We start from the raw sequence: 24,941 nt of genomic DNA on the forward strand, positions 1-24,941 counted from the left end.
ATCAGCCGCCGGCCGGGGGTGTGACGGGCAGCGTTGGCTGAGTCGGCTGCTGGGTCTGTTGCTGCGCCGGTGATGTGGGCTGAGTCGGCTGCGTGGGTTGCGTGGGCTGGGTCGGCTCCGTCGTGGCCGGGGTGGTTGGCGCCACCGGCGGTGCGCTGTAGTAGTGCTTGCCGTAGATCATGCTCGTGGGGGCGGTGGGGAAGGCATCCCCGCCATACGTCGCGTTGAGCGCAGCGATGACGGGCTTGGCGATGTACAGCTTGGCGTCGCTGCCGACGACGACCCGCCCGGTCTGCGTGTTCGTGAACGTCGTGTTGCGCAGACCGAAGTTTTGGTCGATGTCTCCGACCCAGGTCACCTGGGCGACCTTCGAGGTCGTCGTCGCGATCCAGTTCTCCGTGCCGGCGTTGCCCTTCGCGCCTGCGGTACCGGTCTTGCCTGCGAGAGGGATGCCGTCGTACGGGTTGGCGGCCACGCCGGTACCGCCGCCCTTCATCACGGTCTGCAGCGCGTAGAGAACGGTCGCCGCGACATCTGCCGGAATCGCCTGTTGGCACTGCGTCTTCGGCACCGCGATGCTCTTATTCGAGTCCGTGCGGGTGATCTTGTCGATCACGACCGGAGTGCAGCTGATGCCGTTGTTCGCGAAGGCGGCATAGGCCTGCGCCACCTGCAGCGGCGACACCTGGTTGGCCGAACCGATCGCGCTCGACGGCACCGTCTGCCACGGCAACTTGGTCGGGTTCGCGCTGTCGACGCCCATCTTCTGCGCAAGCTTGTGCACGTCGCAGAGGTTGAGCTTCTCGGCCATGCCCATGTAGATCGTGTTGATCGACTCGGTCGTGCCGCTCAGCACCGAGTGGTACCCGTTCTCCCAGCTGGCGTCGTTGTAGATCTGCCACCTGTTGCTCGCGCTGCCGTACGGCTCGTCAGAGCCGCACTTCGTGTGGAACTGGGCATCGTTGAACCAGGTGCTTGAGCCGTTGATGCCTTCGGAGAGCGTGTGTCCGTTCTCGAGCCAGTTGGCGAGGACGAACGGCTTGAAGCTCGACCCCATCTGGAATCCGCTCGACCCACCATACTGGACGGGCGTGGAGTAATTGACTGATGTCGCGCCGGGGTCGCTCGTCGCGCCGGCTGTGTACGTCTTGTTCTGGACCATGGTGACGACGCGGCCGGTGCCCACCTCCATTGAGGTCTGCGCCGCGCCGAGCTTGAACGCCGGATCGGAGTGCGGCACGTAGGCGTCCATTGCCTGCTGCGCGGTGTTCTGCAGGTCGAGGTTCAGCGTCGTGTAGACGTTGATGCCGCCCTGGCGGAAGAACCGTTCGCGGTCGGCGGCGGTCTTGCCGAAGGTCGGGTCATTCAATATGACGTCCTGTACGTAGTCGCAGAAGAATCCCGCGTCGTGCTCCTGCGCAGAGGTGCAGCCGGTCGGCGTCGGCGTGATCGTCGGCTTGATCGGCTGCTTCTTCGTGTCGTCGGCTTCCTTCTGCGAGATCTTGCCGTTCTTGACCATGCGGTCGAGAACATAGTCGCGCCGGTCCTTGGTGGCCTTGAACCCGTTTTCAGGGTTGCTGCCCGGGTTCTGCTTCTTGCTCTGGTCGATGCGTAGATTCGCCGGATTGTTGAGGATCGCGACGAGCGTCGCCGACTGGTTCAGGTCGAGCTTCGCGGCCGTGGTGTTGAAGTAGTAGCGCGCCGCCGCCTCGACGCCGTAGACCTGGCCGCCGAAGCCGACGAGGTTCAGGTACCCGAGCAGGATCTGCTGCTTCGAGTACTGCTTCGAGACGCCCGTCGCGTAGCGGATCTCCTGGATCTTGCGGGGGATCGAGATGCCCGCGGCATCCTGATAGCACTGGTTCAGCTTGGTCTGCTGCGCCGTGCGCACCTTCGACGTCGCGTTCGCGTCGACCGGGTAGTCGGCCTCGCAGCGCTGCACCAGCACGTTCTTCACGTACTGCTGCGTGATCGACGAGCCGCCCTGCGTTCCGCCGCCCGACACCGTGCTCGCCGCACCGCGCAGGATGCCGAGCACGTCGACGCCGCCCTCCGTGTAGAAGCGCGGGTCCTCGGTGGCGACCGCCGCGTCCTTCACGGACTGCGAGACCTGATCCCACGGAACGTCGATGCGGTTCTGGTAGTAGAACTGCGCGATCTTGACCGGCTGGCCGCCCTGCGTCGCGTAGAAGGTCGTGTACTGATCGGGCGGGTCGATCTTGAGGTAGTCAGGCAGGGCGTTGAACGACTCGATGCCCGACTTCGTCACCGTCGTGCCGGCGATCGCGGCCGGAGCCACGAGCACGCCGACGAGCACGCCGGCGATCACGCTCATTCCGAGGAATGAGCCGATGGCTTTGGCGAGCCGCGCGCGTCGACCTGTTTCCGACCCAGACAGTGACATCGATTCAGGCTAACTCGGGCGAATCAAAGACTCCCTAGAGGGCCGCGGGGCGCCACCTGAACGTTGCGCATGCGTTACCTCAAGGGCGAACGGATGCCTGCCCCTGGGGCACCAGCGTCAGAAGCGTCGCCTCGGGGCGGCACGCGAAGCGCACCGGTGCGTAGATCGAGGTGCCGAGCCCGGCGCTCACGTGCAGGTATGCCGAGCGCAGCCGATGACGCCACATGCTGAGGCCCTTCACCTGTTTGCGCGGGATGTCGCAGTTGGTCACCAGCGCACCGTAGACCGGCACGCACACCTGGCCGCCGTGCGTGTGGCCGGCGAAGATCAGGCGAGCGCCCTGGTCGACGAACGCATTGAGCACGCGCTGGTACGGCGCATGGGCGACGCCGACGCGGACGACGGCCGGGCGCTCAACGGTCGGGAGCTTTGCCACGGCATCCGTCGCCTTGTCCAGGTCGTCGAAGCGGCGGTGCGGGTCGTCGACGCCGACGAACTCGAAGCGCGTGCCCTTGATCTCGAGCGCTGTCGCCGAGTTGTTCAGGTCGGTGAAGCCGAGCCCGTCGAGGTACGTCTTGAGCGCGCCGAGGTCGAGCTCGGTCGGCTTGTGGTGCAAGCGGCTCGGTCCGGTGAAGTACTTCAGCGGGTTCCGCGGCCGCGGCCCGAAGTAGTCGTTCGACCCCCACACGTACACGCCTGGCACGCCGCGGAACGGCTCGAGGGCGGCACGGATGCCGATCAGCCCGTCCTCGTGCCCGAGATTGTCGCCCGTGTCGACGATCAGGTCGGGCTTCAGCCGCGCGAGTTGCGACACCCACACCTGCTTCTCGCGCTGCCACGCGGCCATGTGGAGGTCGGAGATGTGCAGCACCCGGATCGGCTCGGCCCCCGCCGGAAGCACCGGCACGGTGAACCGCCTCAGCGTGAACTGCTTCCGCTCGATCAGCGAGGCGTAGGCGAGGGTCGCAGCACCGACGGCGCCGACCGCGAGCGCGGCGGCGCCGAGGGTGCGCAGAGGGCCTCTGGCCACGGCTACGGCTTCTTCCCGCCGCCGCCCCCGCCCGGGCCGCCACCTCCCGACTTGCTGTCGCTCTTCACGGTCAGCTTCACGGTGCTGCCCTTGGCCACCGCGGTGTTCGCCCCTGGATCGGTCGCGGTGACCGTGGCGTTCGGGTCGCTGACTCCGCCCGGGATCTGTGGTTTCAGCCCCGCGGCCATGAGCGTCGTGACTGCCTCCGACAGCTTCTTGCCTGTCACATCGGGCACCTTCACCTGGCTGCCGTCAGAGGTGTACACCGTCACCGCAGAGCCCTTGCTCACGGTCGTGCCCATGGGCGGGTTCGTGCTCGCGACCGTGCCGGCGGCCTGATCGGATGCCTGTGGGCCGCCGTCCTGATAGACGAAGCCCAGGCCCTGGAGCACCGACTGCGCCTCCTGCGGGGTCTTGCCGGTCAGGTCGGGGATGCCCACCTGCGGGCCGTTCACCGAGAGCGCGTCGGGCGTGGGGAACGCGTCGCCGTGGTAGGTCGCGTTGAGGTTCGCGATGATCGACTTGGCGATCGGGAACTTCACGTTGCGACCGGCGAAAGGCCCAGCGAAGCCGTTGTACGTGAGGTTCTGGAATGCATAGTGCCCGTTCACGTTGCCGACCCAGATCGCATTGGCGACCTTCGTCGTCGAGGTGACCAGCCAGTTCTGGACGCCCTTTTCGCCATCGGGGCCGTTTGCCGTTCCGGTCTTGCCCATGAGGGGGACGCCATCATGCGGGTTCGCCAGCGGCGCCGTGCCACCCGCGTTCAGCGGGCCGTTCGCCAGGGCGTAGGTGACGCCGGCCGCGATCTTCGGGTCGATGGCCTGCGTGCAGGTGGTCTGCGGCACGGGAAGGCTCTTGCCCGAGGCATCCGTCACCTTGTCGATGTAGACGGGGGAGCACGTCTTGCCGCCGTTCGCGATGCCCGCGTACGCGACTGCCATGTCCACGGGCGCGATGTTGTTCGTGCCGAGGATCGAGGAGGGCTGGTCGTCGAGCTCGGACGGGACCTTTTTGCCGCTCGCATCCGTGACGTCCACCAGCTGGCCCTGAGCGTTGTACGTCTGCTTGTAGGGGTACGCCGGCTTCACTCCGAGCGCCTTGGCGTCGTTGCGCAGCTGGCACAGATCGAACTGCTCGCCCATCACCGCGAACGCGGTGTTGATCGACTGGGCGGTAGCTTTCATGACCGTCATCGGGCCGCCCTCGCCGCGCGCGTCGTTGTAGAGCTTCCAGGTGCCCGCGAAGCTGTCGCACGAACTGTGGAACTTCGACTGCGGAATGTTGGAGAAGGTGACGGGCGCGTTCACGACGTCGTTGAGCGCGTGGCCGGTCTTCAGCCATTCGACGAGGCTGAACGCCTTGTAGGTCGAACCGGTCTGGAATCCGCCAGAGCCGCCGTGCTGGTAGTCGAAGGGGTAGGCGATCTGGGTGGAATCATCCTGGTGGGTGTTCGTCGTGTTGAACGGCCGATTTTGCACCGCCAGCACGACGCGGCCCGTGTTGAGCTCGACCGACACGTCCGCGGCTCCCTGGTCGAAGTTCGGGTTGGTCGGGGCGATGTAGCTGCTGAGCGCCTGCTGCGCCTGGTTCTGCAGGTCGAGGTTCAGCGGCGTGTAGATGCTGAGGCCGCCGTGGTTGAGCAGCGCATCGCGGTCGGCCTGGGTCTTGCCGAACACCGGGTTGGACCGCATCTCGTCGATGACGGCCTGGCAGTAGAACGCAGCGTCCTGGCCGGCCGCCTGCGCGCAGCCGGAGGGCTGCTGCGTGATCGCCGGCTGGATGGGCGTCTTCACCGTGGCGTCGTACTGCTGCTGCGTGATGGTCTTCGCCTTCAGCATCGAGCGCAGCACGTAGTTGCGGCGGTCGAGCGTCATCTTGTAGCCGTTCGCCTTGCCGTTGACCTTGCTGTTCGGCAGGTCGATGCGCAGGTTGTTCGGGTTGTTGACGATCGCGATGAGCGTCGCCGCCTGCTGCAGATTGAGCTTCGCCGCCGTCGTGTTGAAGTAGTAGCGAGCGGCCGACTCGATGCCGTAGACCTGGCCGCCGAAGCCCGCGATGTTGAGGTACCCGAGCAGGATCTGCTGCTTGTTGTACTTCTTCTCGACGCCGATGGCGAGCTTCATCTCCTGCACCTTGCGCGAGATGCCGTCGAGGCCGCTCGCGTCGGTGTAGCTGTTGTAGCAGTCCTGGTACTTCTGCGTCATCGCAGCCTGCGCCTTTTTCTGGTCGTCGGCGCTGCCGGTCGCCTCGACCAGCACGTTGTACTTCTCGCAGGTCTGCAGGCGCACGTTCTTCACGTACTGCTGGGTGATCGACGAACCGCCCTGGGTCTCACCGCTCTTGTTGAGCAGGTCGTTCACGAGCGCGCGCATGGTGCCCTGCACGTCGATGGCGCCGTGGGAGTAGAAGCGCGGGTCCTCAGTGCTGACCGCTGCGTCTTTGGTGACCTGGTTGATCTGATCCCAGGTGTCGACGACGCGGTTCTGCGAGTAGAAGGTCGCGATCGGCACGGGCTTGTTGCCCTGGTTCGCGTACATCGTCGAGCGCGTCGCGAGCGGGTCGATCTTGAGGTACTCGGGCAGGCCCTGGAACACGCCGATGCTGTTGTTCGCGGCCATGCCGGTCACTGCGACGGCGGGGGTGACCGCTGCGGCGACGAGCAGACCGGCCACGGCGCTCATCGCGACGAAGCCGAGCAGCCCGCCGAGCACACCTCTGGCAGTGATTTTTCGGGCAGACATAGGATGCAGGTTACAGGCGACTTGCTGGCAACCCGCTTGCCCCTGCGCCCTCGCAACGGATTCTGAGGAGATCAATTGCCCCGCTGGGAGTACGTCACCACCCCCCTTCTTCTGCACCGCGAGACCGCGATCCTTAACAACTGGGGCTCGGAGGGCTGGGAACTCGTTCAGGTCGTCACCGGCGCAGAGGGCGGCATGATCGCCTTCTTCAAGCGGCCCGTTGTGGAGGACTGACGGATGCCTGCCGAATCGACGCTCGCCTCGCTGGGCATCGTTCTGCCCGACGTTCCCGCACCCGCCGGCGCCTACGTGCCGGCCCTCGTGTCGGGCTCGTACGTGTACACCGCCGGGCAGCTGCCCTTCATCTCGGGGTCGCTTCCCGCGGAAGGGAAGGTCGGCGACGGCCACGGCCTCGTTCCGGCCGCCGACGCGAAGGGGTATGCGCGGGTGGCCGCGATCAACGCGTTGGCGGCGGCCCGCTCGGTGCTGGGGTCTCTCGATCGGGTGACCCGCGTGGTGAAGGTGGTCGGGTTCGTGGCATCCGACCCCTCCTTCACCGGCCAGCCGGGCGTCATCAACGGCGCCTCGGAGCTGCTCGGCGAGGTGTTCGGGCCCGAGATCGGCGCGCATGCGCGTTCAGCCGTCGGCGTCGCGGTGCTGCCGCTGGACTCCCCTGTCGAGGTCGAGCTGGTGCTGGAGTTCGCGTAGCCCGGCTGGCGCGCCGCCCGTTCGGCGTGCACTGTTGTGCCCATTGGGCGCGCTGCTGCGCCCGTTCGGCGCAACCGCATCCGTTGCTGCGGGCACAATCGCGCCGATCGGGCACACCGCCCGGGCTGCGCCCTCGCGAGCGCAGCCCGGACGGCGCCAGACGCTACTTGACCGCCTTGGCGATGACCTGCATCACCGCCGTGTCGGCGAGGGTGGTGGTGTCGCCGACCTCGCGGCCTTCTGCGACGTCGCGGAGGAGGCGGCGCATGATCTTGCCCGAGCGGGTCTTGGGGAGCTCGTTGACGATGAAGACCTGGCGGGGGCGGGCGATGGGGCCGATCTGCTGGGCGACGAAGGTGCGCAGCTCGGCGGCGACCTCGTCGGGGGTTCCGACGTTGGCGGCTTGGGAGTCCTTGATGATTACGAACGCGACGACGGCCTGACCGGTGGTCTCATCGGATGCCCCGACGACGGCGGCTTCGGCGGTGAGGGGGTGGGCGACGAGCGCGGATTCGATCTCGGCCGTCGAGAGGCGGTGGCCGGAGACGTTCATGACGTCGTCGACGCGGCCGAGCAGCCAGAGCTCGCCGTCTTTGTCTTTGCGGGCGCCGTCGCCGGCGAAGTAGAAGCCCTTGTCGGCGAACATCTCCCAGTAGGTGGCGATGAACCGGTCGGGGTCGCCCCAGATGCCGCGTGCCATCGAGGGCCACGGTTCGGTGATGACGAGGAGGCCGCCCTCGTCGGGGCCGACGGACTCGCCGGCATCCGTCACCACGTCCACCGAGATGCCGGGAAGCGGGACCTGCGCGCTGCCGGGCTTGAGGGTGGTGATGCCGGGCAGTGCGGAGACCATGATGGCGCCGGTCTCGGTCTGCCACCAGGTGTCGACGATGGGAGTGGTGTCGTTGCCGATGATCTCGCGGTACCAGATCCACGCCTCGGGGTTGATCGGCTCGCCGACTGAACCGAGGAGCCTGAGGCTCGAGAGGTCGCGCGCCTGAGGGATCTGGCGGCCCTGCTTCATGAAGCCGCGGATCGCGGTCGGGGCGGCGTAGAAGAGGGTGACCTTGTACTTCTCGATGATGTCCCACCAGCGACCCGGCTCGGGGGACTCGGGGGTGCCCTCGTAGATCACCTCGGTGGCCCCGTTGGCGAGCGGCCCGTAGACGACGTAGCTGTGGCCGGTGATCCAGCCGATGTCGGCGGTGGACCAGTACACGTCGGACTCGGGGTGCAGGTCGAAGACGTTCTTGTGCGTGTAGGCGGCCTGGGTGAGGTAGCCGCCGGAGGTGTGCAGGATGCCCTTCGGCTTCCCGGTCGTGCCGCTCGTGTAGAGGATGAACAGGGGATGCTCGGCCGGGAACGGCTTCGCGGTGTGCTCGTCGCTCACCTGGGCGATCTCCTCGTGCCACCACAGGTCGCGCTCGGGATGCCAGTCGACGGTGTTCTCGCCGCGCTTGACGACGAGCACATGCTCGACGCTCGTGGCGGGCCCGTCGCCGTGATCGATCGCGAGCGCCTCGTCGACCGCGGGCTTCAGCGGGGCGACCTTGCCCTTGCGCCAGCCGCCGTCCGCGGTGATCACGAGCTTCGCCTGGGCGTCGTCGATGCGGGCGCGCAGGCTCTCGGCCGAGAATCCGCCGAAGACGACCGAGTGCACCGCGCCGATGCGCGCCACGGCGAGCATCGCGACGACAGCCTCGGGGATCATCGGCAGGTAGATCGCGACGCGGTCGCCCTCGCGGATACCGAGGGAGGTCAGCAGGTTCGCCGCCTTCTTCACCTCTGCTGTCAACTCGGCATAGGTGACGGCGCGGGAATCGCCGGGCTCGCCCTCCCAGTACAGGGCGACGCGGTCGCCGTTGCCGGCCAGCACGTGCCGGTCCAGGCAGTTGAAGGCGACGTTCAGCTCGCCGTCGTCGAACCACTTCGCGAACGGCGGATTCGACCAGTCCAGCACCCGAGTGAACGGCTTCGACCAGTGCAGCAGCCCCCTGGACTGCTCCGCCCAGAAACCCAGCCGATCCGCCGCGGCCCGCTCATACAGGTCAGGGGTCGCGATGGCATTCGCCGCGAAGTCCTCACTCGGCGGAAAACGCCGGGACTCATGCAGCAGATTGTCGATCGTATCGACCATGCGATTTCGCTCCTTTGCGAGACAGGGATGTGGGCTTCGAGGCGGGGCCATCGCGGCTGATCCGACCCTATGCTACGGGGCCCCCGAACCTCGACGATTGAATATGTTGCACCTTGTGCGCTATCGCGTACACTGAATCTCGGCTCGGTCAACGAGCTCGCGGCGTGCGTGGTTCCCCCCAACTATCGCGTCGCTGTGGCGGCACCAGTTCCCCCCAATTGGTGCCGCCCCCTTTTGTTTAAGGCGGCGTCAGAGTTCTTCCCGTACACAGGACGAGCGACGGATGCCTGATCCCCCGTTCAGAGTCGGCGGGTCCGCGCCGCGCTTGCGGGTTTTCGTAGCGTGCTCGCGTGACCGATCGTTCTGCCGACCATCCGGCCCCACCCGCCGGCGCCCCGACGGCGCCGTTCGTGCCGCGACGTGGTGGGACGCGGTCACGCGGCGGCCCGACCGTGACGCCTCCGGCATCGAGACAGGCGCGGAGCGGGGCCGGGGGAGCAGTCGGGCCGCCGCCGCCATCGAAGTCCCCTGGGCCTTCGTATGCCGCGCTCGCGCCCGCCCTCGTCGACGCGTTCGGATCACTCGCACCGTATGTCGCGCTGCCCGCCGTGACGGACGTGCTCGTCGCGCCCGGGGGCGAGGTCTGGCTCGACGAAGGTGCCGGCCTGCGCCGAGACGCGGCGCGGCCGCTGCCCGAAGCCGAGGTGCAGGCGCTCGCCGTGCGGCTGATCGCACTCGGCGGGCGGCACCTCGATGTGGCGTCCCCGCTCGGCGATGTGCGGCTCGGCAGCGGCGTCCGTATCCACGCCGTGCTGCCGCCCGTCTCGGTGGGCGGCGCGACGATCTCGATCCGGGTGCCACGTGCCGCCGGCCTCTCGCTCGACGAGCTGGCGGCGGGCGGCATGGCGACGGCGGTGCAGCGCGACGCGCTCGCGACCGCGGTGGCGGGGCGCAAGAACCTGCTGATCACGGGCGCGACCGGGTCGGGGAAGACCACGCTGCTCGCGGCGCTGCTGGCGCTCGCCCCGCCGGACGAGCGCATCGTGATCGTCGAGGACCTCGCCGAACTGCAGGTGAAGCATCCGCACGTCGTCTCGCTCGAGTCGCGGCAGGCGAACCTCGAGGGCGTCGGCGAGATCGCGCTCGCCCGGCTCGTGCGCGAGGCGCTGCGCATGCGGCCCGACCGGCTCGTCGTGGGGGAGTGCCGCGGGGCTGAGATCCGCGAGCTGTTCTCCGCGCTCAACACCGGCCATGACGGCGGAGCTGGAACGCTGCACGCGAACTCGCTCGCTGACGTGCCCGCCCGCATCGAGGCGCTCGGCGCGCTCGCCGGGCTCTCGCCCGACGCCGTCGCACCGCAGGCTGCGAGCGCGATCGACCTGGTCGTGCACGTGGCGCGGCCCGGCGGGCGGCGCGCGATCGCCGCGATGGGCGAACTGGTGACGGATGCCTCAGGCCGTCTGCGCGTGGAGGAGCGATGAGCGGCGTCGCCGATGCCCTCGACGAGGTTGCCGCGGTGGCGCAGCGCCTCGCGGTGCTGCTCGCCGCGGGCGTGACGCCGGAGGCGGCGTGGGGGTTCCTCGCAGAGCCGGTCGCTGAGCGTGCGGCTCAAAGCAGCGACGACCCGGTGGGTCATCGCGCGCCGCACGCTGAGCGAGCTGCGCTTGCGAGGGCGCAGATCGTGGGAGCTGCATCCGCAACCGCCGCCCGCGCCGGCGACGTCGCCGCGGCGATCGCGGCGGAGCGTACGCTGCTGCCCCGAGCAGAGCGGCACCGCGCCGTCGCGTGGGGGCTGTTCGCGGCGACGTGGTCGGTGGCGGTGACCTCGGGTGCGCCGCCGGCGGCGGCGCTCGGGAACTTCGCGACAGGCATCCGGCGCGCGGCCGCCCTGCACCGCGAGCTCGGCGTCGCCTTCGCCGGACCGCGGGCGACGGCGCGGCTCGTGGGCCTCCTGCCGCTGATCGCGCTCGGCTTCGGCGCGCTGCTCGGCTTCGACACGGTGCACGTGCTGGCGGCGACGCCTGTCGGTTGGGCGTGCCTCGGCGGCGGCATCGCGCTGATGGTCGGCTCGCGCCGCTGGAGTGGCCGGCTGCTTGCGGCTGCCGAACCGCACGAGCTCGTTCCCGGACTGCTGCCTGAGCTCGTCGCTGTCGCGATGCGCTCGGGCACCTCGGTCGCTCGCGCGCGACGGCTGGCGGCGAGCGCCCTGGCCGAGCACGCCCCGTTCCTGACCGGCGCCGCGCTCGAGTCGGACGAGCTCGCCGTCGACGCCGTGCTCGACCTGGCTGCCCGTGCCGGCGCGCCGACGGTCGGGCTGCTGCTATCCGAGGCGGAGCGTCGCCGGGCGGACGCCGATGCGGAGGGGCGTGCGGCTGCGGCATCCGTCGCCGTCCGGCTGGTCGTGCCGCTCGCGGTCTGCGTGCTGCCCGCTTTCATGCTGCTCGGCGTCGTGCCGGTGCTGGTGGCGCTCCTCACCGGCTCCGGCATCCGTTTCAGTTGACGAAAGCAGGAAGCATGACCGGAGCTCAGGGCGCGAAGGGGCTGACCGCCTCCGCTCAGATTTCCGCACGACTTTCTCGAGGGAGCTTCCCCTCCACAGGCGGATTCTCGATGGGTTGTCCCCGGAACAGAGCTGATCGCGCCGCGGGCCGTCGGTGGGACGCACGACCATCGACTCACCCGCGCCGCAATCCGCGAAACGAGAGGGAAAAGATGATGAATCCGATTCGAACCGCCTGGGCCCGTGCCCGCAGGCTCACCGACGAGGCGGGGTCCGCGACCGCCGAGTACGTCGTCGCGACGATGGCCGCCGTGGGATTCGCCGGTCTGCTGGTGGTGATCCTGAAGGGCGACGAGGTGCGCGGCATGCTCACCGATCTGGTACACCGTGCGCTCACGGTCGGCAGCTGACGCGGGCGACCCGAGCGACGCCCGGCGCGACGGCGAACGCGGCACCGTGACCGCTGAGTTCGCCGTCGTGCTGCCGGGGGTCGTGCTCGTGCTCGCGCTGTGCCTCGGCGCGGTCAACGTCATCGGGCAGCAGGTCGCGCTCGGCTCGCTCGCCTCGAGCGGAGTGCGGATGCTCGCCCGCGGCGACGACCCCGGCGCCGTCCGTGCGAGAGTCGCGTCGGCAGCGCCCGGGGCCAGCCTCGCCCAGAGCGCAGACGGCGCGTTCGTGTGCCTCGCGCTCGAACGTCAGGCCCACTTCGGGCCGATCGGGCTCGGCACGCTCACGCTGTCGGCGCGCGACTGTGCGCTCACCGCAGACACCGTGCCGACGGATGCCGGGGGAGGAGGCCCATGAAGGCAGGCGTCGGCTGGCGCAGCGAACGCGGTGCCGGCTCGGTGCTCGCGGTCGCCGTGCTCGGCGCCCTGATGCTCGTGACCGGTGCGGTCGTGCTCGCCCTTGGCGCGCTCGCGGCCCAGCAGAGCGTGCAGTCCGCCGCCGACGCGGCGGCGCTCGCAGCGGCCGACACGCTGTCGGGGCGCGCCACGGGGTACCCGTGCGAGAACGCGGCGCGGGCGGCGGCGCTGGATCAGGCATCCGTCGCCTCCTGCGACACCGACGGCCTCGTTGCCGTCGTCGCCGTCTCGCGGGGCTGGGCGCGTCTTGAGCTCAGCGCGCGCGCCCGCGCGGGTCCGCCGGGCACGCCATGATCGGTTACTCGAACTCGGCGCCGTAATAGCTGTAGTCGACCGCGCCCGGCACGCCGGTGCCGTCGGCGAATTCGCTGATCTCGCCGTTTCGGCGGTAGACATACTTCTTGCCGCGGTTGTTCGCCGGCAGCACGATGCGTGCCTGCGGGTCGCCGTTGTCGAGGAAGCTCATCGCCACGGTCCGCCCCTCAAGCGGCCCGTCGAGCAGTTTGGCGGTGTAGGTGCCGCCGGTCGTTGTCATACTCATGCGGCCCATTGTGCTCAGTGAGAACGTGGCGGCAACCCCCTGGGGCATCGGCATTTTTCGAGGATCACCATCGTTGCTTGTGTGTATCCTCAGCCTGCAAAGGCTCAAAGGCGCGCCAACCACTAATAAAGAGGAGTCAGGTGCCGGGCAACAAGAAGCTGGTCATCGTCGAGTCGCCGACGAAGGTCAAGTCGATCGCGCAGTATCTCGGCGACGGCTATACCGTGATGGCTTCGGTCGGGCACATCCGCGACCTGATCGAGCCGAAGGATCTGCCGGCTGACCAGAAGAAGGGCGCGCTCGGCAAGTTCGGCGTCGACGTCGACAACGGCTTCAAGCCGATCTACGTCGTCTCCGACGGGAAGACCAAGGTCGTCAGCGACCTGAAGCGCGAGCTCAAGAACGCCGACGAGCTCATCCTCGCAACGGATGAAGACCGCGAGGGCGAGGCCATCGCGTGGCACCTGCGCGAGGTGCTGAACCCCAAGGTGCCTGTGAAGCGCATGGTGTTCCACGAGATCACGCGCGAGGCGATCGAGGCGGCCCGCGACAACACCCGCGACCTCAACATGGAACTCGTCGACGCGCAGGAGACGCGGCGCGTGCTCGACCGGCTCTACGGCTATGAGGTAAGCCCCGTGCTGTGGCGCAAGGTCGGCCCCGGTCTGTCCGCCGGGCGCGTGCAATCGCCGGCGACCCGCCTCGTCGTCGACCGCGAGCGCGAGCGTCTCGCGTTCGTCGCCGCGAGCTATTGGGATCTCACCGCCCAGTTCACGCCTGGCGAGGGCACCGCGCCGTTCGAGGCGCGCCTGCAGCGTCTCGACGGCACGCGCATCGCGCAGGGCCGCGACTATGACGACTCGGGCAAGCTGACCGGTCAGGTGAGGCAGCTCGACGAGGCATCCGCCCTCGCTCTCGCTGAGGCGCTGCGCGCCGACTCGACCACCGTGACCGTCTCGAAGGTCGAGTCGAAGCCGTACTCGCGGCGCCCGGCCGCGCCGTTCACCACCTCGACCCTCCAGCAGGAGGCGGCGCGCAAGCTGCGCTTCAGCGCTCGCCAGACGATGAGCGTCGCGCAGTCGCTGTACGAGAACGGCTACATCACCTATATGCGAACGGATTCCCCGTCGCTTTCCCAGCAGGCGACGAAGGCCGCCCGGAGCCAGGCCGCCGCGCTCTATGGGGCGGACACCGTGCCCGAGAAGCCGCGCGTCTACACCGGCAAGTCGAAGAACGCGCAGGAGGCGCACGAGGCGATCCGCCCCTCCGGGGAGACGTTCCGCACGCCCGACGACGTGCGGAAGTCGCTGTCGCAGAACGACTTCCGACTCTACGAGCTGATCTGGAAGCGCACGGTCGCAAGCCAGATGGCTGACGCGAAGGGCTCGACGGCATCGGTCGCGATCGAGGCGAAAGTCGTGGGCGGCGAGCTCGACGGCACCGTCGCCGAGTTCACGGCATCCGGAACGGTCATCACCTTCCGCGGCTTCCTGCACGCCTACGAGGAGGGTCGCGACGAGGAGCGCAACTCCGACAGCGCCGCCGAGGCGAAGCTGCCGCCGCTCACCGTCGGCCAGGCGCTCGAGAACGCCGGGGTCGAAGCCAAAGGGCACGAGACCACCCCGCCGCCGCGCTATACCGAGGCATCCCTGGTGAAGGCGCTCGAAGAGCTCGGCGTCGGCCGCCCGTCGACCTACGCGCAGATCATCTCGACGATCATCGATCGCGGCTATGTGAGCCTGCGCGGGCAGGCCCTCGTGCCGAACTGGATCGCGTTCTCGGTCGTGAAGCTGCTCGAGGACCACTTCGGAGACCTCGTCGAGTACGACTTCACCGCCGACCTCGAGAACGACCTCGACGACATCGCGAACGGCACGGACGAAGGCCGCGAGTGGCTGAAGGGCTTCTACTTCGGCACCGAGGCGCACCGCGGCCTGCGCGGCGTCGTCGACAATCTGGGCGAGATCGACGCCCGTGAGATCAACTCGGTGCGCATCGACGACGACATCACGCTGCGCATCGGCAGGTACGGGCCCTACCTTGAGGTCGCCGACCCCGCGGCCGGCCCCGATGCCGCTCCGCGTCGCGTGAACATCCCTGACGATCTCGCGCCCGACGAGCTCACACCTGAGAAGGCGCGTGAGCTGGCCGAGGCACCGGAGCAGGCCGACCGCGTGCTCGGCACCCTCGAGGACGGCAAGCAGATCGTTGTGAAGGACGGCCGCTACGGCCCGTACGTCACCGAGGTTCTGCCGGAAGAGGCGCCTGCTGAAGAGGCGGTGGCCGAGGCATCCGACGCCAAGGATGCCAAGCCGAAGAAGCGCGTGACGAAGAAGACCGCAGCGCCCAAGCCGCGCACCGCGTCGCTGTTCAAGAGCATGAGCGTCGACACGGTCGACTTCGACACGGCGCTCAAGCTGCTGTCGCTGCCGCGCGTCGTGGGCGCCGACCCCGAGTCGGGCGACGAGATCCTGGCGGCGAACGGCCGTTACGGCGCCTACCTCAAGAAGGGCACGGACACCCGCAGCCTGCCGAACGGCGAGGACCAGATCTTCGAGATCACCCTGCCCGAGGCGCTCGAGCTGTTCGCGCAGCCGAAGTACGGCGCCCGCCGGGCCTCGAGCGCGCTCAAGGAGTTCGAGGCCGACCCGGTCAGCGGCAAGCCGATCCGGGTGCGTGACGGCCGCTTCGGCCCGTATGTGACCGACGGCGAGACGAACGCGACGATCCCGCGCGGCGAGGACGTCGAGGCGGTCGATTTCGCCCGCGCCGTGCAGCTGCTCGCCGACAAGCGAGCGAAGGGTCCGGCCAAGAAGCCGGCCCGTCGCACGTCGACGGCCGCGGCGAAGAAGCCGAAGACGCCCGGTCGAGCGAAGAAGTGACCGGCCTCTACATCACGATCGAGGGGCTCGACGGCTCAGGCAAGACGACGCAGCTCGACGCGCTGGCCGAGTGGCTGACGGATGCCGGGCACACGGTCGTCGCGACCCGTGAGCCCGGCGGCACCGAGGTCGGGCAGCTCGTGCGCGACATCGTGCTGCACCACCGCGGCGACATCGCGCCGCGCGCCGAGGCGCTGCTCTACGCGGCCGACCGTGCGCATCACATCGCCACCAAAGTGCGCCCAGCGCTCGAGCGCGGCGAGGTCGTCATCCAGGACCGCTACATCGACTCGTCGGTGGCCTTCCAAGGCGCAGGTCGCGTGCTCGGAGGTGATGAGGTGCGCAGGCTGTCGGAATGGGCAACGGGTGGCCTGTATCCCAAGCTGACCGTGCTGCTCGACCTCGACCCGACGGTCGCGCGAGCGCGCATCGATGCGGCCCAGAAGGTCTTCGACCGCATTGAAGCCGAGGCGATCGACTTCAGCGTGCGAGTGCGTGCCGCCTACCTCGAGATGGCCGCGGCCGACCCCGAGCGCTGGCTCGTGCTCGACGCGACGCTGCCGGCCGATGAGCTCGCGGGCGCGATCCGCGAGCGCGTTGGGGGTCTGTTGAGAACTTCCGGGAGTGTCGGCACCGCCAGGTAGCCTGAACCCGATGAGTGTGTGGGCCGAGCTGACGGGGCAGCAGGGCGCGATCGCGGTGCTGCGCGCCGCGGCGGCGGCAGAGCCGGCGCAGGCATCCGTCGCCCCTGAAGGTGCCGGGAACGCCATGACGCACGCCTGGCTGCTCACCGGGCCGCCGGGCTCCGGCCGCTCGAATCTCGCGTTCGCCTTCGCGAGCGCGCTGCTCAGCCACGAGGGCACCGACGGCGACGAGGCGACCGACCGCCAGGTGCAGGCGCGCACGCACCCCGACCTGTCGGTGCTCGCGACAGAGAAGGTCATCATCACGATCGACGAGGTGCGCGAGCTGGTGCGCTCCGCGCAGTACTCGCCCTCGGTGGGCCGCTACCGCGTGCTCGTCATCGAAGACGCCGATCGCATGACCGAGCGCACCAGCAACCTGCTGCTCAAGTCCCTCGAAGAGCCGCCCGAGCGCACCGTCTGGGTGCTGTGCGCGCCGAGCGACGCCGATCTGCTGCCGACGATCCGCTCGCGGGTGCGCACCGTCAGGCTCACGGTTCCCACCATCGACGACGTCGCCGAGCTGCTCGTGCACCGCGACGGCATCGACCCGCAGCTCGCCGAGCAGGCGGCCAGGCACGCGCAGTCGCACATCGGCATGGCCCGGCGGCTCGCGACGAACGCCGACGCCCGGGCGCGACGTGATGAGACGCTCGACCTCGCGCTCGGCATCCGTTCGATCTCCGCCGCCGTTCTGGGGGCCGCGCGCCTCGTGCAGATCGCCACGGAGGACGGCAAGGCGATCACCGAGGAGCGCGATGCGGAAGAGCGCGAGCACGCCCTGCGCTCGCTCGGCGTTGAGCCGGGCGACACGATCCCGCCCGCGCTCCGCGCCCAGCTGCGCGCCCTCGAGGAGGACCAGAAGCGCCGCGCGACGCGCAGTCTGCGAGACGGCCTCGACCGCATCCTGGTCGATCTGCTGTCGCTCTACCGCGACGTGCTGATGCTGCAGCTCGGCAGCGAGGCGCCGCTCGTGAACCGCGAGCGCGCGGCCGCGCTGGGCGCGATCGCGCGCAGCACGAGCCCGGCCGATACCTTGAAGATGATGGATGCCGTCGCCGAGTCCCGCACCCGCATCGACGCCAACGTCAACCCGACCCTCGCGCTCGAGGCCATGCTGGCCACCGCGATCGCGCCGGCGGCGGCATGAGGGGGCGCATGTCGGGGGGCCGCCGCGGGCTGCGGGGCCTGCGTGCGCTCGCCGTCGTGCTGACCGCGGCGGTGCTGCTGGTCGGCTGCACCGCGACCGGCGAGCAGAAGCTGCCGACGCAGACCTCGACGCCGGTCGCCTCGCCGTCCGTGAGTGAGGGCCTGTCGCCGGCCGACGCGGCGGCGGTGAAGAAGTACTACTCGCAGGCACTCGTGTGGAGCGACTGCAGCGGCGGCTTCCAATGCGCCACCGCGAAGGCCCCGCTCGACTGGAGCCACCCCGCCGAGGGCGACCCGATCAGCCTCGCACTGATCCGTAAGCCGGCGACCGGGCAGAAGCAGGGCTCGCTGTTCGTGAACCCCGGCGGCCCCGGCGTCTCGGGCGTCTCGTTCGTGCGTAACAGTGTCGGCGCCACCTCGGCGACGCTGCAGAAGAACTTCGACGTCATCGGGTGGGATCCGCGCGGGGTCGGCGCCTCGTCGGCGGTGAAGTGCTACGACGACAAGGGCCTCGACAGCTGGCTCTACGACATCGTGCCGGGTGAGCGCGGCAGCCCCGAGTGGCTCGACGCGAGCAAGCAGTCGGTCAGCGACCTCGGGCAGGCGTGCCTCACGAACACCGGCCAGCTGCTCGGCCATATCGACACCCCGAGCACCGCCCGCGACCTCGACATGCTGCGCGCGAACGTCGGCGACACGAAGCTCAACTACCTCGGCTTCAGCTACGGCACGATGATCGGCGCGATCTACGCCGACCTGTTCCCGAAGAACGTCGGCCGCATGACGCTCGACGGCGTGCTCAACCCCGCCTCGAGCTATGACGAGCTCACCGAGCTGCAGGCGAAGGGCTTCGAGTCGAACCTCAGAGCCTATGCCCAGTGGTGCCTCACGCAGGACAAGACGTGTCCGTTCTCGGGGTCCGTCGACAGTGCGATGAACTCGATCGCGGCCCTGCTGAACAAGGTGCAGCAGAACCCGATCGCGAATGCGGACGGGCGGATGCTGGGCGCGAGCACCCTGCTGCTCGCGATCATCACTCCGCTGTACTCGACCGCGAACTGGCCCGAGCTCGACGTGCTGTTCAAGGACGTGGCGAAGGGCAGTGCCCGCGTCGCCTTCATCCTGGCCGATCAGTACAACGACCGCGATCAGAACGGGAAGTACACCACCAACACCTCGGTCGCGTTCCAGGCGATCGACTGCCTCGACTACCAGTTCGACACCGACCTCGCCCACATGCAGGCCGAGGCGAAGCAGGTCGCGCAGGTGGCGCCGGTGATGGGGCCGTTCTTCAGCTACGGCGGCATCGCGTGCTGGAACTGGCCGTTCAAGCCGACGCGCACCCCCGCACCCGTGCACGCCACGGGGTCAGCCCCGATTCTCGTGCTCGGCACGACCAACGACCCGGCGACGCCGTATCGGTCATCCGTCGACCTCGCCAACGATCTCGAGAACGGCCACCTCGTGACCTGGAACGGCTCGGGACACACGGCCTACGGCCGCTCGAACGCGTGCGTCTCGAACACGGTCGACGACTACTTCGTGAAGGGGGCCGTGCCGGCCAAGGACCCGCACTGCTGACGGCTGCGGGCCGACGGCATCGCGCAGGTGGTGCAATTTTGCAGGCACTGCAACGATAATGGTGGGGTGACTGACGTCAAGGAACCCGGCCTGCGCGAACGCAAGCGCGTCGCGACCCGACTGGCCATCGAACGTGCGGCACTCGACCTCTCGCTGGACAAGGGCTACGAGAACGTCACGGTCGACGAGATCGCGGATGCGGCGGATGTCTCGCCGCGCACCTTCTTCAACTATTTCCCGTCGAAAGAGGCCGCGGTCATCGGCCATGCGCCCGAGGGCCCCGACCCGGAGAAGATCGAGGCGTTCCTCGAGGCGTCGGCGAAGCAGCCGATTCTCGATGGCATCCGTGATCTCCTGTCCTCGTTCCTCGACGCGAAGAGCGATGAGGACGCACGCGCCACCCACCAGCTGCAGGAGACGCGGATGCGCCTCATGCTGCAGAACCCGCACCTCTTCCGTCAGCGCATGGAGACCATGGAGGATGCCACGAAGAAGATGATCGAGGTCGTCTCGAAGCGTCTCCTCGTGCTCGACCCGGCGCTCGAGTCGGACCCGACAACGCTGCGCGAGCGCGCGCGGCTCGTGGTCTTCGTGTCGTTCGCGGGTGTGCGGAACGCCTGGGCGAGCTGGGCGGAGCGGGGGGGATCCGGGCGGCTCACCGAGTGCCTCGAGCGCTCCTTCGAGCAGCTGCACCAGCTCTCTTCGCAGGTGAACGTCTGAGCCTTCGGCATCCTGTAAACTCATTGATCGTGTGCGGTTCGCCGCCACGCCGCCTTAGCTCAGTCGGCAGAGCGTCTCACTCGTAATGAGAAGGTCGTGGGTTCGATTCCCACAGGCGGCTCCCACACCTGAGGGCTCTTGAAGACTGCAATTCGACAGTTTCAAGAGCCTTCGCTCGTTGAGGGGAGTTCGTCACCGTGGTGAGACCCTCAGCCGCGCTTGAGGCGAATCGCGATGCCGTTCGGTCTGTGGTGCTCGCACACCGGGTGGTGAACCCGCGCGTGTTCGGCTCGGTTCTCCGTGCGGAGGACACCGCGCAGAGCGATCTTGATCTGATCGTGGACCCGACTGAGGAAACGACTCTCTTGGACATCGGTGTGATCCGACATGAATTGCTCGAACTGCTCGGCGTTCCGGTCGATGTTGTGACGCCGGGGTCTCTTCCGGCAGCGTTCCGCGAGCGCGTGCTCGCCGAAGCGGTAGCTGTGTGACCGAGCAACGACTCAACGACTACCTGCTGCACATCGTCGCCGCGATCGAGCGGATCGTCGGATACACGGGCAGCTCCGACAATGCGTCCTTCCTTGCCGACGAGCGTACGCAGGACGCTGTCATCCGCAATCTCGAGATCATCGGCGAAGCCAGCCATCGGATCGAGACGCGCTTCCCCGAATCGTGATCGAGCACCCCGAACTCCCGCTGTCGTCGGCGTATCAGATGCGCAACGCAGTGGCCCACGGCTACTTCCAGGTGGATCTCGACATCGTGTGGACGACCATCATCACGGATCTCCCGTCTCTTGCAGCCCTCGTGCGGGGTCTCCTTGCGGGGAGCGCTTAGCCTCTCGAGATGATGCCTGCTCCTGATCGGATTGCCGAAGCGCGCGACCGAGTTCGTCGGCTGGAAAGCACCGAAGGCTCTTGAAGTCAGGTTCAAGAGACCTCGCTCGTTTTCAGCTTGCGCGGAACGCAGGCTATCTCAGGTCCAGCACGCCTTCGATGAGGATCGAGATTCCGAGCAGGATCATGATGACACCGGATGCCTTCGCGACGAATACGCTCCCCCGGGGGCGCGAGCCGAGCAGACGCCGCGCAAGGAGTGCGACGACCGAGTAGATCACGGCGCAGTTCAGCAGGTGCAGGCTGCCGAGGACCAGCATCTGAGCGGCCGGCGCCCACGCCGCGCTCGGCGAGGTGAACTGGGGGAGCAGCGCGAGCAGGAGCAGCAGGCCCTTCGGGTTGATCGCGCTGACGCCGGCGCCGCGCAGGAACTGGCCGAACGCGCCGTTGCCCGCCGGCTCGTCTGACGCGCGGACTTCCTCGACCCGGCGCCAAAGAACCGAGGTGCCGAGGTACACGAGATAGCCGGCGCCAGCGAAGGTCAGGACGGTCAGAGCGATCGGGTAGCGGGTGACGAGAGCGCCGATGCCGAAGGCGATGATCATGATGACCAGTGCGTAGCCCGAGAGCATCCCGCAGATCGATGGGAACGCCGAGCGCGCACGCAAGCCGGCCGTGATCGCGTAAGCCCAGTCCGCGCCCGGGGTCAACGCGAGCAGCACCGCGACCAGCCAGAACTGACCGAGCAGCGTGACATTCACCGGGCGTCTCCTTCGCGTGGGAGCCACGAGGCTACGCAAAACCAGCCGGAAGGTGCTTCGATTCTTCGGCGAGGACGGCGCATGTCGTGGAAGACTTGCGCCCATGGACGCACTTGACCGGGAGATTCTCTCTCTGCTCCAAGATGACGGGCGGATGAGCGCCACCGAACTCGCGTCACGCATCGGCCTCAGTCTCAGCGCATGCCATCGGCGGCTGAAGGAACTTGAGGGCTCGGGCGCCATCGAGAGATACCGCGCGATCATCTCGCCCGAGGCGGTCGGCCTCGGCTTCGAGGCGGTCGTCTTCGTCACGCTCGAGCGCACCGGAGTTGAGACGGTCGCCGACTTCGAGACCGCCGTCACCAAGATCCCCGCCATCGCCGACGCGCAACGGCTCTTCGGACAGCCCGACTACATGTTCCGGGTGCTCACCACCGATCTCGTTGCGTACCAGGAGCTGTTCGACACGCAGCTCAGCGGGCTTCCCGGCGTGCAGCGCCTCACGTCGACCCTGGTGATGAAACGGATCGGCGAAGACCGAACGGTGCCGATCCCGTAGCCGAGGCGCTGGCGTCATTCAAACTCGCGTACTTCGACTTCGCTGGCGCGGACCTGCTGCGCCGCGGACTTGACGTGCTAGAAAATACGCATTATCGTCTCGGTTATACGTATTATCGCCGAACGATTGCGTGAGCTTTTCGCGGCGATCCATGCAAAGGAGCACGAGATTGACCCGACCCGCGCGCGGCCGCATGACCCAGAAGCAGATCGCCGAATTGGCGGGGGTCAGCCAGGCGACTGTGTCCCTCGTGCTGAACGGCCGTGAAGGGAACGGCGTCCGCATCCCCGAGGAGACCCGTCAGCGCGTGCTCGAGGTGATCAACTCCACGATCTACGTCGCGGACCCGGCTGCGCGTCGGCTAGCCGGCGTGGGCAACAAGATCCTCGGCGTCTTCACCTATGAGCCCGCCTTCCCGAACGAGAGCGTCGACTTCTACACACCCCTCCTGATGGGCATCGAGTCCGAGGCCGAGAAGCTCGGCAGCGACCTGCTCATCTTCACGAGCGCAGCCGTCGAGGACGGCCATCGGCACATCTTCCAGCCGAACAACCGCATCGGGCTGGCCGACGGCTGCCTGCTGCTCGGGCGCGAGATCGACCGCGAAGATCTGGTGAGGCTCGTCGCCGAGGACTACCCGTTCGTCGCTATCGGACGCCGCGAGGTCGACGGGGTCCCGTACGTGGGTGTGGACTACGCCGGAGCGACAGCGAGCCTCGCCCGCATCGCCCTCGAGCGCGGCCACCGGCGTTTCCTCTACTTCCACGTCGACAGCGACAGTGAGTCGGTTCGAGACCGACGCGAGGGGCTGGTCTCCGCTGTTGGCGAGGCGACGGATGCCTCACTGGAGTTCCGCGTCGGGAGCCCCGAGGCCATTGAGGAGGCCGTCGCCGTGGTGGCCGCGAGGCGGGTGACCGTCGTCTTCGTCGAGGACCCTGCCCTCGCCGAGGAGTTCGCACGGGCCGTCGAGGCCGCAGGCCTGTCCGTGCCGAGGGACGTCTCCATTGTCGTCCTGGGCGACACGGCCCGACTTGACCCCGATCAAAGAGATTTCACACGACTGCAACCGCCGCGGAGTGAGCTGGGTCGTCGCGCGACGATCCTGCTCGACGAGCTCCTCTCGAGCGGGAAGGAGCTTCCAGGCGAACGGACGAGGATTCTGCTCGACTGCCCCATTGCGTTGGGCGCCACGCTGGCCGAGGCGACGGAGTCGGCCGAATGACATCCGCACTGAACGCCGATGTCGCAATCATCGGCGGTGGCCTCGGCGGCGTCGCAGCGGCGCTCTCGCTGCTGCGATCCGGTCATCGCGTGGTCCTGACGGAGCAGTACCGCTGGCTCGGGGGGCAGCTCACCAGCCAGGCGGTACCGCCCGACGAGCACTCATGGGTGGAGCAGTTCGGTGTGACGCGCTCTTATCGTGAGCTGCGCAACGCCCTCCGCGACCACTACCGCCGGTGGTATCCGCTCATCGACGAGGCGCGGAGCAAGCCGGATCTCAATCCCGGCGCGGGCCTGGTCAGTCGGCTGTGCGTCGAGCCGGGCGTCGCGGCCGCGGTCATCGACAACATGCTTCGCCCCTTTGTCAGCTCTGGCGCTCTCTCTGTCCTCTCCGGTTTCGTTCCGGCCGGTGCCGAGGTCGACGGTGACACCGTTCGTGCCGTCGTCGTCGAGCCGGTCGCGGGCGGTGAGGGCGTGGAGATCACGGCCGATTACTTCCTGGACGCCACGGAGACCGGCGAGCTGCTTCCCCTCGCCGGCGCCGAGTATGTCGTCGGCGCGGAAAGCCAGCTCCAGACCGGCGAGCCGAGTGCAGCTCAGGCGGCGGATCCGGGCAATGTGCAGGCATTCTCCTGGTGCTTCGCGATCGACAACGCCGGTTCGGGCGAGGTCATCCCGCGACCGGTCGACTACGACTACTGGCGCGAATACCAGCCGGAGTTCTGGGGCGCCCCGCTGCTGAGCCTGACGGCACCCGACCCCCGCACGCTCGAGCGGGTGACGCGCCGGTTCACTCCGGACATCGACGACGACCCCTTGAGCAACGTCGCGGATCAGCGCGAAGACGGCGGCGATCGCGAGCTCTGGACCTTCCGACGCATTCTGTCGCGCAAGCTCCTGCTCCCCGGATTCCTGAAGAGCGACATCGTCCTGGTCAACTGGCCGATGATCGACTACCTCGACGGGTCGATCATCGACACGCCTGACGCCGCCGAACACCTCCGGCGCGCGCGCCAGCTGTCGTACTCGTTCTTCTACTGGCTGCAGACGGAGGCGCCGCGTCCCGACGGGGGAAAGGGCTGGCCCACGCTCCGACTGCGCGGCGATGTGACCGGCACAGCCGACGGCCTGGCTCAGGCGCCGTACATTCGGGAATCGCGGCGCATCGTCGCCGAGTACACCGTCCGCGAGGGCGATCTGTCGATCGCCGTGCGCGGCACCGGGGCGCCCGCCACCTACCCGGACAGCGTCGGAGTCGGCATGTACCGCATCGACCTGCATCCGTCCACAGGCGGCGACAACTACCTCGACGTCGCCTCCTCGCCGTTCGAGATCCCGCTCGGTGCCCTGATCCCGGTTCGGATGCGGAACCTGCTTCCCGCAGGCAAGAACATCGGCACCACCCACATCACCAACGGCGCATTCCGCCTCCACCCCGTGGAGTGGAACATCGGCGAGGCCGTCGGAACGCTGGCCGCGTTCTGCCTCCGTCGCCGCACGAGCCCCCGAGAGGTCCGCAACACGGCACGACTCCTCGAGGAACTGCAATCGCAACTGGTTCGGAACGGCGTCGAGCTGCACTGGCCCGACGTCACCGGCTACTAAAGAAAGAACCCGCC

Annotated in this window: 24 protein-coding genes and 1 tRNA gene; 19 read left to right on the forward strand and 6 right to left on the reverse strand. The window is 68.3% G+C overall.

The genetic code is table 11. The annotated features are described in order from the left end of the window. Position 1: 1 nt before the first annotated feature. The 3 genes from ABD708_RS09910 to ABD708_RS09920 all read right to left on the reverse strand — a co-directional run bounded on the left by ABD708_RS09910 (position 2) and on the right by ABD708_RS09920 (position 6,178). Positions 2-2,335, reverse strand: coding sequence for a transglycosylase domain-containing protein (locus ABD708_RS09910; RefSeq protein WP_344753890.1), 2,334 nt, complete (start codon positions 2,333-2,335; stop codon positions 2-4). A 148-nt stretch (positions 2,336-2,483) separates the two neighbouring features. Then, entirely contained in the window at positions 2,484-3,434 is a 951-nt protein-coding gene (locus ABD708_RS09915) for a metallophosphoesterase (RefSeq protein ID WP_344753892.1), read from the reverse strand. Between the two features lie 2 nt (positions 3,435-3,436). Then, positions 3,437-6,178 (reverse strand): transglycosylase domain-containing protein, encoded by a 2,742-nt coding sequence (locus ABD708_RS09920; protein ID WP_344753894.1) that lies wholly within the window; start codon positions 6,176-6,178, stop codon positions 3,437-3,439. A gap of 75 nt (positions 6,179-6,253) precedes the next feature. Between ABD708_RS09920 and sp36 the strand changes: the two genes are divergently transcribed. Together sp36 and ABD708_RS09930 are read left to right on the forward strand one after the other, a co-directional pair. Then, positions 6,254-6,412, forward strand: a complete 159-nt coding sequence (sp36, locus tag ABD708_RS09925; RefSeq protein WP_344753896.1) for a Sp36 family protein — start codon at positions 6,254-6,256, stop codon at positions 6,410-6,412. Positions 6,413-6,415: 3 nt separating this feature from the next. Continuing rightward, positions 6,416-6,886, forward strand: a complete 471-nt coding sequence (locus tag ABD708_RS09930) for a RidA family protein (RefSeq protein ID WP_344753898.1) — start codon at positions 6,416-6,418, stop codon at positions 6,884-6,886. Positions 6,887-7,049: 163 nt separating this feature from the next. On the opposite strand, the gene acs is transcribed toward ABD708_RS09930, so the two are convergent. Beyond that, positions 7,050-9,023 carry an acetate--CoA ligase gene (acs, locus tag ABD708_RS09935; RefSeq protein WP_344753900.1) on the reverse strand — a complete coding sequence of 658 codons (1,974 nt, stop codon included), beginning with the start codon at positions 9,021-9,023 and terminating at the stop codon, positions 7,050-7,052. A 350-nt stretch (positions 9,024-9,373) separates the two neighbouring features. On the opposite strand from acs, the gene ABD708_RS09940 reads away from it, so the two are divergent. The 5 genes from ABD708_RS09940 (at position 9,374) to ABD708_RS09960 (ending at position 12,680) form a co-directional block, all read left to right on the forward strand. Beyond that, positions 9,374-10,504, forward strand: coding sequence for a TadA family conjugal transfer-associated ATPase (locus ABD708_RS09940; RefSeq protein ID WP_344753902.1), 1,131 nt, complete (start codon positions 9,374-9,376; stop codon positions 10,502-10,504). Then, on the forward strand, positions 10,501-11,523 hold the full coding sequence (locus ABD708_RS09945; protein WP_344753904.1) for a type II secretion system F family protein: 1,023 nt from the start codon (positions 10,501-10,503) through the stop codon (positions 11,521-11,523). The genes ABD708_RS09940 and ABD708_RS09945 overlap by 4 nt, the downstream gene beginning before the upstream one ends. A gap of 215 nt (positions 11,524-11,738) precedes the next feature. Further along, positions 11,739-11,933, forward strand: coding sequence for a DUF4244 domain-containing protein (locus tag ABD708_RS09950; RefSeq protein ID WP_344753906.1), 195 nt, complete (start codon positions 11,739-11,741; stop codon positions 11,931-11,933). A gap of 46 nt (positions 11,934-11,979) precedes the next feature. After that, entirely contained in the window at positions 11,980-12,327 is a 348-nt protein-coding gene (locus tag ABD708_RS09955) for a TadE family type IV pilus minor pilin (RefSeq protein WP_344753908.1), read from the forward strand. Next, a complete protein-coding gene (locus ABD708_RS09960) occupies positions 12,324-12,680 on the forward strand; it encodes an Rv3654c family TadE-like protein (protein WP_344753910.1) in 357 nt (118 codons plus the stop codon). Before ABD708_RS09955 ends, ABD708_RS09960 begins: the two co-directional genes overlap by 4 nt. A gap of 4 nt (positions 12,681-12,684) precedes the next feature. Here ABD708_RS09960 and ABD708_RS09965 read toward each other — a convergent pair whose 3' ends face one another. Beyond that, positions 12,685-12,927 carry a hypothetical protein gene (locus tag ABD708_RS09965; protein WP_344753912.1) on the reverse strand — a complete coding sequence of 81 codons (243 nt, stop codon included), beginning with the start codon at positions 12,925-12,927 and terminating at the stop codon, positions 12,685-12,687. A 140-nt stretch (positions 12,928-13,067) separates the two neighbouring features. Between ABD708_RS09965 and topA the strand changes: the two genes are divergently transcribed. The 9 genes from topA (at position 13,068) to ABD708_RS10010 (ending at position 20,782) form a co-directional block, all read left to right on the forward strand. After that, positions 13,068-15,809: a type I DNA topoisomerase gene (gene topA, locus ABD708_RS09970; RefSeq protein ID WP_344753914.1), complete on the forward strand. Its 2,742-nt coding sequence runs from the start codon at positions 13,068-13,070 to the stop codon at positions 15,807-15,809. Continuing rightward, the gene (gene tmk / locus ABD708_RS09975) at positions 15,806-16,453 is read left to right on the forward strand and encodes a dTMP kinase (protein ID WP_344753916.1); all 648 of its coding nucleotides are present in this window, start codon (positions 15,806-15,808) and stop codon (positions 16,451-16,453) included. The genes topA and tmk overlap by 4 nt, the downstream gene beginning before the upstream one ends. A gap of 10 nt (positions 16,454-16,463) precedes the next feature. Then, on the forward strand, positions 16,464-17,642 hold the full coding sequence (locus tag ABD708_RS09980; RefSeq protein WP_344753918.1) for a DNA polymerase III subunit delta': 1,179 nt from the start codon (positions 16,464-16,466) through the stop codon (positions 17,640-17,642). A gap of 8 nt (positions 17,643-17,650) precedes the next feature. After that, positions 17,651-19,222, forward strand: coding sequence for an alpha/beta hydrolase (locus ABD708_RS09985; protein WP_344753920.1), 1,572 nt, complete (start codon positions 17,651-17,653; stop codon positions 19,220-19,222). Between the two features lie 66 nt (positions 19,223-19,288). Continuing rightward, positions 19,289-19,942 carry a TetR family transcriptional regulator gene (locus tag ABD708_RS09990; RefSeq protein WP_344753922.1) on the forward strand — a complete coding sequence of 218 codons (654 nt, stop codon included), beginning with the start codon at positions 19,289-19,291 and terminating at the stop codon, positions 19,940-19,942. Positions 19,943-19,990: 48 nt separating this feature from the next. Further along, positions 19,991-20,063: transfer RNA gene (locus ABD708_RS09995), tRNA-Thr, on the forward strand. Positions 20,064-20,190: 127 nt separating this feature from the next. After that, complete coding sequence (locus tag ABD708_RS10000) at positions 20,191-20,433, forward strand: nucleotidyltransferase family protein (protein WP_425553276.1); 243 nt, start codon at positions 20,191-20,193, stop codon at positions 20,431-20,433. Then, on the forward strand, positions 20,430-20,621 hold the full coding sequence (locus ABD708_RS10005; RefSeq protein WP_344753924.1) for a HepT-like ribonuclease domain-containing protein: 192 nt from the start codon (positions 20,430-20,432) through the stop codon (positions 20,619-20,621). The genes ABD708_RS10000 and ABD708_RS10005 overlap by 4 nt, the downstream gene beginning before the upstream one ends. Positions 20,622-20,659: 38 nt before the next feature. Then, positions 20,660-20,782, forward strand: coding sequence for a HepT-like ribonuclease domain-containing protein (locus tag ABD708_RS10010; protein ID WP_344753926.1), 123 nt, complete (start codon positions 20,660-20,662; stop codon positions 20,780-20,782). 133 nt (positions 20,783-20,915) lie between these two features. On the opposite strand, the gene ABD708_RS10015 is transcribed toward ABD708_RS10010, so the two are convergent. Continuing rightward, the gene (locus tag ABD708_RS10015) at positions 20,916-21,542 is read right to left on the reverse strand and encodes a LysE family translocator (protein ID WP_344753928.1); all 627 of its coding nucleotides are present in this window, start codon (positions 21,540-21,542) and stop codon (positions 20,916-20,918) included. Positions 21,543-21,645: 103 nt separating this feature from the next. Here ABD708_RS10015 and ABD708_RS10020 point away from each other — a divergent pair, with 103 nt between their 5' ends. From ABD708_RS10020 to ABD708_RS10030, 3 genes are all read left to right on the forward strand, one after another. Beyond that, positions 21,646-22,101, forward strand: coding sequence for an Lrp/AsnC family transcriptional regulator (locus ABD708_RS10020; RefSeq protein WP_344753930.1), 456 nt, complete (start codon positions 21,646-21,648; stop codon positions 22,099-22,101). Positions 22,102-22,270: 169 nt separating this feature from the next. Then, positions 22,271-23,323: a LacI family DNA-binding transcriptional regulator gene (locus ABD708_RS10025; RefSeq protein ID WP_344753932.1), complete on the forward strand. Its 1,053-nt coding sequence runs from the start codon at positions 22,271-22,273 to the stop codon at positions 23,321-23,323. Then, the gene (locus tag ABD708_RS10030) at positions 23,320-24,927 is read left to right on the forward strand and encodes an FAD-dependent oxidoreductase (RefSeq protein WP_344753934.1); all 1,608 of its coding nucleotides are present in this window, start codon (positions 23,320-23,322) and stop codon (positions 24,925-24,927) included. The genes ABD708_RS10025 and ABD708_RS10030 overlap by 4 nt, the downstream gene beginning before the upstream one ends. Positions 24,928-24,941: the final 14 nt, after the last annotated feature.

Source organism: Gryllotalpicola koreensis (genome assembly GCF_039538185.1).
Lineage (GTDB): Bacteria > Actinomycetota > Actinomycetes > Actinomycetales > Microbacteriaceae > Gryllotalpicola > Gryllotalpicola koreensis.

Excerpts from the sequence above, each read along its gene's own strand:
- ABD708_RS10030 (WP_344753934.1), top strand. The coding sequence starts at position 23,320 with ATGACATCCGCACTGAACGCCGATGTCGCAATCATCGGCGGTGGCCTC.
- ABD708_RS09945 (WP_344753904.1), top strand. The coding sequence starts at position 10,501 with ATGAGCGGCGTCGCCGATGCCCTCGACGAGGTTGCCGCGGTGGCGCAG.
- ABD708_RS09985 (WP_344753920.1), top strand. The coding sequence starts at position 17,651 with ATGTCGGGGGGCCGCCGCGGGCTGCGGGGCCTGCGTGCGCTCGCCGTC.
- ABD708_RS09920 (WP_344753894.1), bottom strand. The coding sequence starts at position 6,178 with ATGTCTGCCCGAAAAATCACTGCCAGAGGTGTGCTCGGCGGGCTGCTC.
- ABD708_RS09930 (WP_344753898.1), top strand. The coding sequence starts at position 6,416 with ATGCCTGCCGAATCGACGCTCGCCTCGCTGGGCATCGTTCTGCCCGAC.
- ABD708_RS10010 (WP_344753926.1), top strand. The coding sequence starts at position 20,660 with ATGCGCAACGCAGTGGCCCACGGCTACTTCCAGGTGGATCTCGACATC.
- ABD708_RS09950 (WP_344753906.1), top strand. The coding sequence starts at position 11,739 with ATGAATCCGATTCGAACCGCCTGGGCCCGTGCCCGCAGGCTCACCGAC.
- ABD708_RS09965 (WP_344753912.1), bottom strand. The coding sequence starts at position 12,927 with ATGAGTATGACAACGACCGGCGGCACCTACACCGCCAAACTGCTCGAC.
- ABD708_RS10020 (WP_344753930.1), top strand. The coding sequence starts at position 21,646 with ATGGACGCACTTGACCGGGAGATTCTCTCTCTGCTCCAAGATGACGGG.
- ABD708_RS09910 (WP_344753890.1), bottom strand. The coding sequence starts at position 2,335 with ATGAGCGTGATCGCCGGCGTGCTCGTCGGCGTGCTCGTGGCTCCGGCC.
- ABD708_RS09960 (WP_344753910.1), top strand. The coding sequence starts at position 12,324 with ATGAAGGCAGGCGTCGGCTGGCGCAGCGAACGCGGTGCCGGCTCGGTG.
- ABD708_RS09980 (WP_344753918.1), top strand. The coding sequence starts at position 16,464 with ATGAGTGTGTGGGCCGAGCTGACGGGGCAGCAGGGCGCGATCGCGGTG.
- acs (WP_344753900.1), bottom strand. The coding sequence starts at position 9,023 with ATGGTCGATACGATCGACAATCTGCTGCATGAGTCCCGGCGTTTTCCG.